The sequence below is a fragment of the Catalinimonas alkaloidigena genome (assembly GCF_900100765.1).
Taxonomy (GTDB): Bacteria; Bacteroidota; Bacteroidia; order Cytophagales; family Flexibacteraceae; genus Mooreia; species Mooreia alkaloidigena.
The window spans coordinates 13,446-27,589 of record NZ_FNFO01000004.1; the positions used below are offsets into that span (position 1 = coordinate 13,446).

Annotated in this window: 12 protein-coding genes; 5 read left to right on the plus strand and 7 right to left on the minus strand. The window is 56.2% G+C overall.

Annotated elements, in window-relative coordinates:
- Entirely contained in the window at positions 1–330 is a 330-nt protein-coding gene (locus tag BLR44_RS11015) for a PadR family transcriptional regulator (RefSeq protein WP_089681783.1), read from the minus strand.
- Between the two features lie 342 nt (positions 331–672).
- Between BLR44_RS11015 and BLR44_RS11020 the strand changes: the two genes are divergently transcribed.
- On the plus strand, positions 673–3,036 hold the full coding sequence (locus tag BLR44_RS11020; RefSeq protein WP_089681784.1) for a COR domain-containing protein: 2,364 nt from the start codon (positions 673–675) through the stop codon (positions 3,034–3,036).
- Positions 3,029–3,526, plus strand: coding sequence for a toll/interleukin-1 receptor domain-containing protein (locus tag BLR44_RS11025; RefSeq protein ID WP_176955990.1), 498 nt, complete (start codon positions 3,029–3,031; stop codon positions 3,524–3,526). Before BLR44_RS11020 ends, BLR44_RS11025 begins: the two co-directional genes overlap by 8 nt.
- 138 nt (positions 3,527–3,664) lie before the next feature.
- Here BLR44_RS11025 and BLR44_RS11030 read toward each other — a convergent pair whose 3' ends face one another.
- Together BLR44_RS11030 and BLR44_RS11035 are read right to left on the minus strand one after the other, a co-directional pair.
- Entirely contained in the window at positions 3,665–4,018 is a 354-nt protein-coding gene (locus tag BLR44_RS11030; RefSeq protein ID WP_089681786.1) for a thioredoxin family protein, read from the minus strand.
- A gap of 102 nt (positions 4,019–4,120) precedes the next feature.
- Positions 4,121–4,681: an RNA polymerase sigma factor gene (locus BLR44_RS11035; RefSeq protein WP_089681787.1), complete on the minus strand. Its 561-nt coding sequence runs from the start codon at positions 4,679–4,681 to the stop codon at positions 4,121–4,123.
- A 145-nt stretch (positions 4,682–4,826) separates the two neighbouring features.
- Here BLR44_RS11035 and BLR44_RS11040 point away from each other — a divergent pair, with 145 nt between their 5' ends.
- The 3 genes from BLR44_RS11040 to BLR44_RS11050 all read left to right on the plus strand — a co-directional run bounded on the left by BLR44_RS11040 (position 4,827) and on the right by BLR44_RS11050 (position 8,786).
- Complete coding sequence (locus BLR44_RS11040) at positions 4,827–5,228, plus strand: GlcG/HbpS family heme-binding protein (protein WP_089681788.1); 402 nt, start codon at positions 4,827–4,829, stop codon at positions 5,226–5,228.
- A gap of 201 nt (positions 5,229–5,429) precedes the next feature.
- Positions 5,430–6,881, plus strand: a complete 1,452-nt coding sequence (locus BLR44_RS11045) for a PAS domain-containing protein (RefSeq protein ID WP_089681789.1) — start codon at positions 5,430–5,432, stop codon at positions 6,879–6,881.
- Between the two features lie 201 nt (positions 6,882–7,082).
- Positions 7,083–8,786: a T9SS type A sorting domain-containing protein gene (locus BLR44_RS11050; RefSeq protein WP_176955991.1), complete on the plus strand. Its 1,704-nt coding sequence runs from the start codon at positions 7,083–7,085 to the stop codon at positions 8,784–8,786.
- A 79-nt stretch (positions 8,787–8,865) separates the two neighbouring features.
- Here the strand turns inward: BLR44_RS11050 and BLR44_RS11055 are convergent, their stop codons facing one another.
- The 4 genes from BLR44_RS11055 to BLR44_RS11070 all read right to left on the minus strand — a co-directional run bounded on the left by BLR44_RS11055 (position 8,866) and on the right by BLR44_RS11070 (position 14,131).
- Positions 8,866–9,105 (minus strand): hypothetical protein, encoded by a 240-nt coding sequence (locus tag BLR44_RS11055; protein ID WP_089681790.1) that lies wholly within the window; start codon positions 9,103–9,105, stop codon positions 8,866–8,868.
- Between the two features lie 101 nt (positions 9,106–9,206).
- Positions 9,207–11,246 (minus strand): glucoamylase family protein, encoded by a 2,040-nt coding sequence (locus tag BLR44_RS11060; RefSeq protein WP_089681791.1) that lies wholly within the window; start codon positions 11,244–11,246, stop codon positions 9,207–9,209.
- Positions 11,247–11,320: 74 nt separating this feature from the next.
- Positions 11,321–12,595, minus strand: a complete 1,275-nt coding sequence (locus tag BLR44_RS11065; protein WP_176955992.1) for a LamG-like jellyroll fold domain-containing protein — start codon at positions 12,593–12,595, stop codon at positions 11,321–11,323.
- A gap of 42 nt (positions 12,596–12,637) precedes the next feature.
- Positions 12,638–14,131: a RagB/SusD family nutrient uptake outer membrane protein gene (locus BLR44_RS11070; protein WP_089681793.1), complete on the minus strand. Its 1,494-nt coding sequence runs from the start codon at positions 14,129–14,131 to the stop codon at positions 12,638–12,640.
- Positions 14,132–14,144: the final 13 nt, after the last annotated feature.

Here is a 14,144-nt window from a genome sequence, read left to right on the forward strand (position 1 = left end):
TCAGGAAAAGGCGGTTTTCGGAATCAGGTCCCAGAGTCGGTTGCGGGTGGTCCGCATCTCGCGCAGCACGTGCTGCCCGGCAGGCGTCACGGCAAAGAGCCGCTTGCGTCGGCCCCCGCGGGTGGCGGTGGCGCCACCCAGTTCAGAGCGGACGTAGCCTTTCTCCAGCAGCCGGTGCAGCGCCACGTGGACGGCGGCAATGCTCACCGCCCGGCCGGTCTGCTGCTCCAATTCGTTGGCAACCGTGACGCCGTAGGCTTCCTGTCCGGCGAGGACGGCGGTGGTCAGCAGCACCAGCTCTTCAAACTCACCGAGGTAGGCTTTTCGCATGCGACAGGGATTTGATTACTATTTGCTAAACAAATCCCTCGCCAGAAAAAACAAACCCTTCCATTTCGGCAGAATCGGCCTTGTTGCAAGCCGGTGCTGTCCAACATTGCCCGAAAACGAACGCCCGGTGTCCGGTTCTGTGCGCAATAGGAAGAATCATCTACTCATATTGTCATCTCGACCGAAGGGAGAGATCTTTTGGCCCTACTCCATAGATCGCTCACGTCCGTTCGAAAGGATAGCGTGATGATAATGAGAAAGAAGTAAAACTTAGACTCGTCGCTTCTCCTCCTTTTCACAGTTCTGCAGGAATGATTAGTTTACCTAACCAAACAATTGACGATGAGCGAATTAGCCCTCCGCCTGATCCAGCAGGCCAAAGAAGAACGCTGGCTTTGTCTGGATTTAGGGAATTGTGGTATCACAGAGCTTCCTGAATCCCTGTTTGAATTGACTTGGTTAGAGGCGCTAAACTTGGGAGAAAATGTAATCTCTTGGAAAGGATTCGTAGGCAATGGTTTCCAGAGAAAGGAGAAGAACATGTTCACTTGCTTGCCAAACGGCTTTCGATACCTAAACGGCTTGACACACCTAGACTGTTTGGGAGTTCCCCTTAAAGATATAGATGTTGTTCAAGCTCTCACAGAGCTCGAATATTTAGATGTATCTCAGACTTCTATAAGCGATTTAACACCATTAACTGAGTTAAAAAGTTTAAAATCACTCAGTTTTAGCTCTACGGAGGTATCAAACCTGACACCTATTTCAGGCCTAGTTAAGCTGGAGGTTCTATGTTTCGATTGCACTAACGTTCACGATCTTTCTCCACTTACGAATCTTTCGTCATTAGAAGCCATTTTTTTCTACGAGAACCCTATCACTGATCTTCAGCCCCTGTCAACACTAACACAACTCAAGGGCCTCCATTTTGCAAGCACTCCAGTGCATGATCTCCAACCCATCTGGTATCTCAAAGAATTACGCTCTCTTTCTTTAGGCGGCAAAATCAACAAATTTCCCCGTTTCATTCTTCAACTTGAAAAGCTGGAAGGCTTGGAACTTTTAGGCTGTTCAGTAGGTGATATTCCTGATGAATTTCACGATATAGAGGACGAAGCACACTGCTTATCCAATGTTCGCAATTGGTTCAAGGCCTTAGAACGTGGCGAAGTTCTGAATAACGAAGTCAAGATTGTGCTAATTGGAAATGGCACAGTTGGAAAGTCAAGCCTCATGGAGCGCTTACTTTATGATTCATTTGCCCCCGGTCTACCTTCCACACATGGTATTGAAATCGATTCATGGTCGATCTCCCTTGCTGATGATAGTCAAGTAAAAACATGGTTTTGGGATTTTGGAGGACAAGATATTTATCATGCAACTCACCGCTTGTTCTTACGTACAAAGGCCCTCTTTCTCTTGGTATGGGATGCTGAAACCGAACAAAGACACCGCTACGCAGAGGAAATTGGCGGCACCCTGATTCCCTTCCAGCATGAGCCACTCGCGTACTGGCTTGAGTATACGTGGGTACTGGGCGATGGAAGTCCGGTCATCGTGGTGCAAAATAAAACGGATCGCGATGGCGAACAGTATGCGTCGCGCGATCTACAAGAAAAGTACCCTAACCTCAAATTTTTTCGAAACGTGAGTGCTGCCACGGGTCGTGGCTTGTCGCAGTTGAAGGAAACCATGGTGGAAACACTTGCGGAAATGCCGGAGTTGCAACAAAAAATGCCGGAGTCGTGGTACAATGCTCGTGCACAAGTACGCGTACTGTCAGATAAGCAAATCTCAGTAGCTCGGTTCACAGAACTTTGTACATCACAAGGCGTGCCTGAAGAGGAAGTCCCCACACTACTCTATTTTTTCCACGAAACAGGCGTCTTTTTTCATCGTAAGGGCATATTTCATGACCAGATCATTCTCGACCAACAATGGGCTATCAATGCGGTTTACACCCTTTTCGACCGAGAAAAGGTTTATCATGAGTTGCTAGGCAAGCAAGGTCGATTCACATTGGCCTATCTTCAACAACGAGCATGGCAAGAGTTCTCCAAAGAAGAGTGTGAATTATTTATTTCTTTCATGGAGAGCTGTGAAATCTGTTTTTGCCTGGATAGCCCTTACGATCCAAATGCTACCTACCTAGCTCCTGCGTTACTACCAAAAACACGCCCCTCTGTAATCCACTTTGCTCCCGCTGATCTTTATTTTCAGTATCGGCATCAGTTTTTACATTCGGCGCTCATCCAACGATTTATTGTACGTACAGGCCGCCTTTCAAAGCAGCATTTGCTCTGGCGAAATGGTATTGAGCTTTCGTGGGACGGCAATGAAGCATTGGTAGAAGCACGACCCGATGATAAAACCATCAACATCCTCGTTCGTGGACCGCAAGCCCAGCTGCTGCTCGACCTGATCCGAAAGGAATTTGACAACATGCACGAAGCGAAGCAATTCGTTACCGAATGGGTTTCAGTCGATGGCAAGCGATACGTGGATTTAAAAGTATTGCGTGATTACACTCAAGAAATAGATTGGGACAAAGTACCCGACGAACACAATAAGCCTGTTTTGATCAAGGATTTGACGGTTTACCTGCAAGCTCCATCAGAGTTTACACAAACACTCTACGAAATCAACCAAACGCAAATGCTTTATCTCTTATGCACACGCCTACCCGGAATATTTCCAGGTGTTTAAAAAAGATTTTGAAGCGAACGTAGGCAACCTTCCTTTCGCCGACATCCAGGTCTACACCGACGAACAAATTCCGCTTGGAGAAAACTGGCACGAGGCGCTGCAAACGGAAATTCATGCCTGCGACTTTGCCATTCTGCTGGTCAGCGATCAGTTCATGCACTCGAAATACATCAAGGAAGAAGAGGTAGCAAAGTTGTTTACGCGAAAGGAGAAGGAAGGCATCTTGGTCGTGCCGGTTTACTTTTACTCCTGCCGCTTTTACGATTGGAAAGTATTGAGCAAAAATCAACTTTTCAAACCGCTCGGGGCCGATTATGGTCGAGCCGACCGTGATCCTAAAAAACGCTTTTGCTATGCGGACCTAGTTCGCCTTGATTCCGTGAATGGCGTTAGAATTCCCCAACCCAATCCGGATCGGGGAAACTACATGATGGATTTTGTAGAGAAGCTGGAACCGCAGTTGAAAGCGTTGGCCAACAGCAAAAAATAAAACTGTCATCCCGACCAACGTGAGAGATCTCTTTCCAAAAGTTAAAAGATCTCTCACCGCTGCGGCGGACCGCTATCGTTCGAGATGACAGTGAAAGGTAAATCAGTTAGAACGTAGCTGGCGGTTACAAACGACTGCTTAGAATGCGGTGTCGGTGACGTTCACGAGGCCATTGAGGGTCTGGCTCAGGATGCGCTTGTTGGTCGCGCCGCTGAAGCGCTGCACCAGTTCGCCGTCTTTGAAGACGAGGAGCGTCGGCACACCGCGCACGCCGAAGGCCACCGTGGTTTCCGGATTCATGTCGACGTCGAGTTCGGCGATGGTGGCGAGGCCCTGGTAGTCGCGGGCGAGTTCCTGCATGATCGGAGCCATCATTTTACAGGGGCCGCACCACTCGGCACCCAGCTCGACCAGCAACACGCCGTTCTGATTTTTTATGTCCTGGAAGTTTTGGTCGGTCAGTTCCACCAACCCGTGCGATTCGGTTTTCATGAGTTTGAAAGTTGAGTTTCTACTTCTTGATACCGAAACGCGCCGAAAATCACCCGGAGGGAAAGAAAAAAGTTGCGGAGACGCAGCAGCCAGGTGCAGGGGTTATCGCTCTGCCACCTTCCGGATCTGCTGGATGCACTTGTACTTCTGATTGCTGGCCGTGTGCTTGTTTTTCCAGCCCATCGTGTGCATCAACTCCTCCATCGGCTGCTCCTGAAAATAGAGCGACTGCAACACCTGCTGGCAATGGTCGGTGATGTGCGTGAGCCAGGTGTGAACGGCCGTTTCGCGTTCTGGCTCGGCCGGTTCGGGGGTCTGCCACGCCTGCTGGTCGTGGAGCGCCGCCAGCCGTTCGGCGTCGTCGGTCGTAATCCACGTTTCGTCGCGCAACTTCTTAAGCCACAGGTTGCGGGCAATGGCGTAGAGAAACGTGTGGAGCGAAGCAGCAAGTTGAAAATTGGGGCGGGCCATTTTCTGATGCAGCACCAGCATGGCTTCCTGAAACAGGTCCTGCGCGTCGTCGTCCTGCCCGCGATTTTGCCGGACCAACCGGGCAATGGCCGGATACGCCTGCGCGTACAGCGCTTCGTACGCGGCAGCCTCTCCGGCACGGAGGTCGGCCAGCAATTGCGTCTGACAAGGAGGATGCGGTCTTTCCATCATACCTGCTTTATACCCAAACGGACCTGAGAATCACCCGGGCAAGGTAAATAAATTTACGGTTGTGCCCTACGGTACCCTGTATGCAGGAACCCAACCGGACCAGGTGCGTACATAGAGCAGTTTAGTCATCACACCTTTACCTCTCATGAACATTTCTTTGCAAGACGCGCAGGCGGCCGTTCAGGCCGCGGTGGAAAAATCGCAATCGCTGAATCTGAAAATGAACATTGCCGTCGTCGACAGCGGCGCAAACCTGGTGGCGTTTGCCCGGATGGATGGCGCCTGGCTCGGCTCGATCGACATTGCGATCAAAAAGGCCAAGACGGCCCGCTTCTTCGACATGCCGACCGGCGACATCGGCCAGCTTTCGCAACCGGGCGGCTCGCTGTACCACATCGAACATTCGAACGGCGGCCTGATTTCGTTTCCGGGCGGCATTCCGATCAAAAACGGCGAAGGCACCATCGTCGGGGCCATCGGCGTATCGGGCAGCACCGTTGAGGACGACCATACCGTGGCGCAGGCCGGTGTAGAGGCCCTCGGGTAAACGGCCTTCCGAAAGGGATTGTATGCGAAAGGAGTTGTGGTCGGATGCTGCCGACTACGGCTCCTTTTTCGCTTCGGTTCCCGCCGCTTCTTCCCTTTTCCCCCGCGGGAGGTGGGGTATAAACCCTGCGTGTGGTGTACCTTTACAGAGGACGCTCCCGCCGGGAGGCTTTCCGGAAACCCATTCCTCATTTTTTACCAGATGATGCAAGACCACCTCTCCCCCGTTCAGCCGCGCCGCGTTGCCGACTCAAAACGCATCCACGTCGGGCCGATGGACGTGGCCGACATTTTGTTCGACGATACGTTTGCGGGGTTCTGGGATTGGGAAATTGCACACAAGTGGCGGCAGGACGACCAGCGTTTCCGCACGTTGCTGGGCTACGAACTGCACGAACTGGGCACCGACCCCGATGCCTGGCGGAAGCTGATTCATCCTGACGACTACCCGGTGGTGGTCGAAACGTTTCAGAAACATGTGGACACCCACGGGCGACACCCCTACAGCCACACGTGCCGCTACCTCCGCAAAGACGGTTCGCACATCGAGCTTTTCTGTCACGGCACCGTCCACCAGTGGGATGCCAAGGGCCAGCCGCTGCGCATGAGGGGGTACTACATCAACCTGACGTCTACCTCGACCCAGACGCGGCATCACGTCACGGCGCAGACCGAACGCCTCAACCTGATTATGCAAGGCGTGGACGTGGGCCTCTGGGACTTCCAGATTTCGAGCGGAAAAGCGTGGTGGTCGCCCCACTTCTACGAACTGCTCGGCTACTCGTTCGAAGAACTGAAGGCCAGTCAGGACTACTTTATTTACCTGATGGTGCACCCGACCGACCGTGAGAAGCTGTTGCACGCCCTCCACCGGCATTACGAGTACAAAGATCCACTGCACCTGCAGTTGCGCATCCGCAAAAAGGACGGCCAGTACGAGTGGTTCGACCTCTCGGGGCAGGCGCAATGGGACCACGCCGGCACGCCAAAACACATCGTGGGCCTTATCCGCAACATTCAGCTCGAAAAGCAGCAGGAACAGCAGTTGCAGCAGCGCGAGTTTCAGTTGCAGGAGACCAGCCGCATTGCGCACATCGGGGCGTGGGAAGTGGACGTGCTCGCCGGCGAAATCCTCTGGACCGACGAAGTATACAAGATTCACGAACTGCCCACCTCCTACCATCCGACCCTCGAAGAAGCGTTCGAGTTTTTTGCGCCGGCCTCGCGTCCGGTGCTGGAACGGGCGTTTTCGCGTACCATTACGCACGGCGAGCGCTACGATCTGGAGCTGGAGTTTGTCACCGCCAAGGGGCAGCACCGCTGGGTACGAGCCATCGGCGAACCGGTATTCGACTCGCGGGGCAAAGCCGTGAAAGTGCGCGGCGTATTTCAGGACATCGACCGGCAAAAGCAAAACGAGCTTCAGTTGCAACAGCACGTGACCCGCCTGACCACCCGTAACGGCCAGCTGGCCGACGCCACGCACCAGCTTCACCAGCACGCACAGCAACTGGACACGCTGCTGGCCCGCTACGCACACGCCGCCGAGCCGTCCGAACAGCAGCAGGTGGTCGCGCAACTGCACCAACTCGCACAACAGTTTCAGGCCGCGTTACAGGAACTGGATCAGGCGACCCACGCCGATCCGACCTGAGCCTGACGCCACCGTCCACTTCCTTTCGGGTTTAGTGTAACGCGTGCGCATCACACGCAGCGCCTCGGCTCGCGCTTATTTTCGCATTTCCGTCGGCCGATTGGGTTGTTCCTGAAAAAAGAGCGCTCTTGTAAGGTATAAACCTGCACCGGAGCGATTCTTTCTCGGTGCAACTCTATTTGTCTACTGACCCATTTTTTTATGCATTTCCCGAAAGTTTCACCTCTCTTACTCCTGTTGCTGCTGTCCTGGCACACGTACGCGCAGGAAGTCAACACCACCCCCATCGCCTTTCCCGGTGCCGAAGGGTTCGGCCGCTTCACCACCGGCGGGCGAGGCGGGCGGGTGATCTACGTCACCAACCTCAACGATTCCGGCGAGGGCAGCCTGCGCGACGCCATCGGGCAGAGTGGTGCCCGCACCATCCTCTTCCAGGTGTCGGGCATCATCGAACTGCGCTCGGACCTGCGCATCAAAAACGGCGACGTGACCATCGCGGGGCAGAGCGCCCCCGGCGACGGCATCTGCCTGAAAAACTATTCGGTGACGGTCGACGCCAACAACGTCATCATCCGTTACCTGCGCTCGCGCATGGGCGACGAAGCGCAACACGAGGGCGACGCCATCTGGGGCCGTAACCGGCGCGACATCATCATCGACCACTGTTCGCTGAGCTGGAGCACGGACGAGACAGCTTCGTTCTACGACAACGCCCGCTTCACCATGCAGTGGTGCATCCTCTCCGAAAGCCTGCGCAATTCGGTCCACGACAAAGGCACACACGGCTACGGCGGCATCTGGGGAGGCCACGGCGCGAGTTTTCACCATAATTTGCTGGCGCACCACGACAGCCGCAATCCCCGCATGAACGGCGCGCGCTACTCGAACCGCGCCGACCTGGAACTGGTCGATTTCCGCAACAACGTGGTTTACAACTGGAGCGGCAACAGCGGCTATGCCGGCGAAGGCGGCCGCTACAACTTCGTCAACAACTACTACAAGCCCGGCCCGGCTACCAGCTCGAGCAAGGCGGACCGCATTTTTTCTCCGAATCCCGACAACGGCGGCAACGCCCAGGCCGAAGGCGTCTGGGGCACGTTTTACGTCGACGGCAACTACGTATTCGGCACACCCGCCACCACGGCCGACAACTGGCTGGGCATCGACCCGAATCCGTCGAGCAAAGACAAGGCGGAACTGAAGTCGGATACCGCCTTTGCCAAGGGGCAGATCACGACCCATCCGGCCGAAGACGCGTTTGCGCAGGTATTGGCCTACGCCGGTGCCAGCCGCAGCCGCGACACCGTCGACCGCCGCATTGCCCGCGAAGTGGAAGAAGGCTCGTATACGTTTGAAGGCTCGAACGGCAGCACCAACGGCCTGATCGACACGCAAAGCGACGTCGGCGGATGGCCCACCTACGAAAGCACCGAAGCCCCGACCGACAGCGACGGCGATGGCATGCCCGATGCCTGGGAAGAAGCGCACAAACTGGACAAAGACGATCCGGCCGACGGTGCCACCTACGCGGTCGGCAACGCTTACACCCACCTGGAAATGTACCTCAATAGCCTGGTGGAAGACCTCACGGCCCTGCAAAACGAGGCCGGCACGCCCAACTACGTCGACGACTTTGTGACATCGGCGGCCCGCAACACGCTCGACGCACGTACCATCACGCTCTACCCGAATCCTTCGTCAGGCCAGCAATTCACCGTCGAGGTGGGCGCTACCAACCGGATTCGGACGGTGCGGATTCTGCGGCCCAACGGGCAGGTGCTTTACGAACAGACGGGGCTGCACCGGGCTTCGATCGACATTCCGGCCCGCCTGGCACGCGGCTTCTACTACGTCGTGCTGACGACCGACCAAGGACAAGCCACCAAAAAACTGGTCGTGCTGTAACCGACCCAACCGCTCGTTACGCAAAAAAGGCGGGAAGTCGTGAACTTCCCGCCTTTTTTATAATCCGTTTCTGTATCGGCTACAGGTCGGAACCGCCCATGCCGATCACTTGCAGCAACTCGGCCGAAAAGCCGGCTTCCTGCAACAGATTTTCGACCTGTTGCGGGTCAACGTCGTTGCCGGTAATCGACAGAATGTGGTCGGCATCGTCGGTATCGACGTTCCACTGGCTGATATTTTCTTTCTTATCCAGCATCGGCGTGACGGTCGCCACGTTTTCTTCACTGGTCAGGTTCGTTTTAAATTTCAGAAGTTCCATAAGCATGTTTCGTTATCATGGGACGGCGGGCTCACCTTTAACGGCGGGACCTCTCTTTCTTTTACTGCCGCAACGTGCCTTAGGTTTCCCGGTCGGCCCGCTTAGTAACTGAAGCCCAGCTTGTCCAGGCCGTTTTTGACTTCCGGCGCTGACATAAACAAATCCCACAACAGGCCGGTGCGGTGGTTTTCGATCATCACCGGAATGGGCCCCTGGTCAATGGCCAGATAGGAATTGCCGTACCAACCTTCCGTTACGTTGAAGGCATCGTAAAACCCGTAATCGCCCCAGAGTTTATCGCCCACTTCGTAGTAGAAAAACTTCATGGCCTTCATCGATTCGTCCGGCGTGTAGGGAAAGGACGACAACGCCGCCGTCGGGGTGATGACGCCCAGGTCGTTCGTCGGCGAGTGGGCCGAGTATCCCTGGTGGTTGTCGCTGGCCGTCAGGCCCCAGCACGAGTCGCTGTAGCTTACAAAATTCTGCGGATTGTCCACACCATAGGCGTGGTTGATCCGCGAGTGATTCACGTTCTGCGTCCAATAATCCGCGTACGGATCGCTTAGGTTCCGCGGGTCAAGCCCCAGAAACGAGTAGTGGGCAAAAAACAGCGGGCCGCCGTAGTCGTAGCCGACGGGGAGGGTGATGTCGTAAAACGATTTCCCGTTGACGATGCCGCCGTTGCGCGCCCAACCGTTCGTGTAGACCGACTTTTCGATGGTGTGGGTGGGCGAAGCCGCCGCCAGCACGTAGACGATCAGTGCTTCGTTATAGCCCGCAATGGGCATGTTCATGGCCCATTCTTTGTCGGGTGACCAGTGCCAGTACAGCACGTCCTGCCCACCGCGCGTGTACCAGTCCCACTCGACTCCCTGCCAGAGCGTGTTGATGCGGTCGATCAGCGCCTGTTCGGTCGCGTCAGCCGCATCGAGGTATTGTCGGACCGTCAGGAGTCCCTGCACCAGGAACGCGGTTTCGACCAGATCGCCGCCGTTGTCATTGGTGCTGAAAGGCTGCACACGGCCACTGTTGCCGTCGATCCAGTGCGACCACGCACCGTGAAAGCGGTCGGTCCCTTCCAGGAAGGTGAGGATCTGGTCAAACCGGTCGAGGCCTTCCTGCCGGGTAATGAACCCTCGCTCGATGCCGACGATGAGCGCCATCAGTCCAAAGCCCGACCCACCCGACGTGACCGTGTTGCCCGACGTGTTCCGTTCGCGGGCCATGCCGCTGGCCGGGTGCGCAAACTCCCAGAAGTAGCCGAACGTCTTTTCCTGCACCAGCGTCAGCAGCGCGTCGTCGCTGAGCAGCGGAAACTGCGGCTCGGCGGCCTTGGTGGTGTAGAACGTCCGACTGAAACCGGCAAAGGCTTCCCCTTTTTCGCCCTTCAACTGATTGGTCACCACCAACTGGTAACGGTTCAGGTGATCGAGGGGCGCGCTGGTGGTCAGGGTCAGCGTCTGGTTGTCGTTCGTCAGCGACAAGGTAGAGGCCCCTACTTTGGGACCGTTGAGGTAGACCAGGTTGGGCGTCAGACCGGCCGGATTGAGCGGGCGCGAAAAGTTCAGGATAATTTCGGGTTGCAGCGGCACGTCTACAAAGCGAGCGCTGCCTTCCACCTTCCGTTCGCTGATGAACAGCGATTCCAACGTCAACGCCCCCTGTTCGGTACGAAACTGTACGGCAATCCCCTGAAACGTTTCGCCATTCGCCCCTTTGATGGCTTCGGAAACCACCAGCGTATAAACCGTATTCTCCTGCAACGCCGAATCGGGTTGGAACGAAACGGTCCGGTCGTTGTCCAGGTACGCAAATGTGCCCTCGACCGGCGTGGCCCCTTCCGCCAGCGCCACCGCCGTCGGTACGGTCTGGGTGTTCAGCGCGCTCGAAAAGGCGATAATGACCGGCTGGTCGGTAGGGGCGCCGGTGGTTTCCGCACCAACGTCCAGCACCAGGGAGCGCGTTCCCACCCGAATGGCCGACAGTTGCAGCGTACCGGGGGCCACCGGGGGCTCTTCCTCTTCTTTACAGCCCACCAGCATAGCCAGCAGCAAGAGCCACAGCAAGCCCCCCCGCCCTGCGTACAACAGCGAGGAGCGTAACGAATGAAAACAGGGTTTTGGGTAAGTAAAAAGCGTCATGGTGGTAGAACGTAAAAAAAAGGTTTCCGGTCTGCACCAGAAACCTTTTGTGAAAAATGACAAAAGAGGCCGGATTAAGGTTTTTCCGAGTTGTACATCAGCTCGATTTCCTGGGCAGTCAGGGGCGTATGGAAAATTCGAACGTCGTCCATTTGTCCTTTGAAGTGGTTGGAGGTAGGAATGTCGTACCCGCCCCACGGTTCGGCATCCCACAGCGTGCCGCCCCGCGACTGGATGAAACCAAACGCTAGCACCGGCTCAACATCGGGCTCGGAACCGCCGTATTTCAATCCTTGAACAGTTCTTTCTTTCGCATCGTCAGGCCACAGGTTAAAGTTATCTTGTTGCATCAACTGTCCATTAATATAGAGACGACGCGTTTTTTCCGCCTGAGTATACGTATAGACGATGTGCGCCCACTTGTCTTTTACCAGCGACGATACGCCACCCGAACCGCTCAAATCTTTGCTAACTTCTGTACCCTGCCAACCTCCGTTGTCTTTGGTTTTGCCCTCACCATTGAACGAAAGGTTGCCGCCTGTACCGGTAGTGCCATCACCATACAGGTATTGTACCGGCAGTTGAATCGATCCGTAGCTGGAAGGAATCTCCATCTGGAAACCATAAAACGCCCCCAGTCCGATCACAAAGTGACCCGCCGGGTTACCGCTGGCATCCACGTGGCCATCCGAATTGGTCTTCACCCACATGCTGAGTGTGAAATCTTCGGTGTTCATCAGTTGGTCGCCGTTGGGCACCTCGATGATGCTGGCGTCGCCGTCGAACGTAGCGGCCTGACCGGCAGCGGCGTTACGGGAATCTGTGTACGTGATGGCTACCGCATCGGAAGCGTTGTAGCTGCCCATTTCGTCGTTGGCGTTGCCTTCGAACGTCCAGTGCGCCACCACGCCCGACGGCGCAAAGGTGCCCTCGGTGGTGAACGAACGGGTTACTTCGGTCAAGGCCAGTCCGTCGGTCGACATCAGGCCCGCGCCCAGTTTCAGGGCGTATTGCGTACCGGTTCCCAGCTCTTCGGTGGGCGAAATGGTGATCGTGCTGCCGGAAGGCGTAATGGTCAGCGGTACGCTGGCGTTGTCGTAATTTCGGGTCAGCGTGATGTTAGTGCTGTCGACGGTGGCCGGGTCGACGTTGGTCGAGAAGGTAGCCACGATGTCGGCATCGGGTGCGACGTCGCTCGGGCTGGTGGCCGCGTTCAGATCGGCGTCGCCGGCCATCAGCGAACTGAGGGTGAAGGCGGTCGGCTCGTCATCTTTTTTACAACTCACCAGCACAACGGCCAGTAGAGCAAACGCCAGAAGGCGTGTGGAAATCCAATGTAGGTGATTCATACAATAGAAACGATTATACATTTTGGTAGATAGGTTACTTGCTTATTGCCAGTTTGGGTTCTGTTCGATGGTTCCCTGCGACAGGTCAATCTCGGTCTGCGGAATGGCCAGCAGGTTGTGCTTGCCTTCCACGTAGCCCAACGGCCCCAATACCGTGGCCGCACGGCCGGTCCGCACTAGATCGAAGAAACGGTGGCTTTCCATCGCCAGTTCGTGGCGACGCTCCGTGAAGATGAGGTCGTCCAGCGTAGCGGGGTCGGTTTCGGTGATGTCGGGCAGGATGCCGGAATTGCCGCCCCGTGCGCGGGCCCGCACCTGGTTCAGGTACGTCAGCGCCTCGGCCGACTTGTTGTTCTTGTTCAGCGCTTCGGCCGCCATCAGCAGCACGTCCGCGTAGCGAATCACGCGGCGGTTGTAGCCAAACTGCGTCTGGGTGTTGGTGCCCGGTGTCCAGACTTTCTGGTTGTAGCATTCGATCTGCACCAGATTGCCGTTAGCATCGTACGTTTCGTCCGGTGTGCCACCGTCGCCCTGGATCGTGACGCCGTCGAGCACTTCGCCCAGGTAAATGACCGTTGCGTCGAGCCGCGGATCGCCCGTTTCGAACGAATTTTGCAGGTCGAGCGACGGACGGTTGAAGCCCCAGCCCCGGTTGGGGGTGCCGCGTACGCCCTGCACGTTGCCGTACTGGTTGCCGCCGTTTTCGGTCGCGAAGGGCATCGCCCCGATTTCGTAGACCGATTCCACGCCGTGCTCTCCGTTTACTCCGTTGGCATCTTCGAAGTTAGGCTCCAGGCTGTATTGCCCCGAGTTGATCACTTCCAGCGCATACTTCTCGGCGTTGGCGAAGTCGTTACGGAACAGGTACATCTTCGCCAGCAGCGCTTTGGCTGCTCCTTTGGTGGCGCGACCCAGGTCCGCGTCGCTGTAGTCCGATTTTTCGGGCAGCGCGTTGATGGCCGCCAGCAGGTCTTGTTCAATCAGCGCGTAGACCTCGTCGGCCGAGGCGCGGCGCAGGTTAGTTTCCGGAGCGGTGGTGGTCACCAGCGGCACGCCTCCCCAGGCCCGCACCAGATCGAAGTAGAACAACGCCCGCAGGAACCGGGCCTCGCCCACGTAACGGTCGCGCAACCCGGCGTCCATTGCGATGCCGGGCACCAGTTCCACCACCACGTTCGCCCGCTTCACACCCTCGTACAGGGTGTTCCACCAGCGGCTCAGGTTGCCTTCGGTGGGCAGGTAGGTAAAGTTATCGTACGGCAGGGCCGATGAAGCGCCGTCGTCGGGATTGGAGCCTTTCAGGCCGTCGTCCGACATAATGTCCAGAATCGGGAAAAGTCCCTGGTTGAAGCCGCTTTGCCGCTGGACGTTGTAGATCGCGTTGGTGGCCAGCAGGGCATCTTGCTGCGAAACCGGAAAGTTTTCCTGCGTCAGTTCGCCCTGAAGGGGTTTCTCCAGGAAGTCGGAGCAGCCCGCCAGCACGACAAACGCCGCAACCTTGATTCCCGTCGAGAAGAAGTTTTTCAGTATAGTCATGATGGAAATGCGT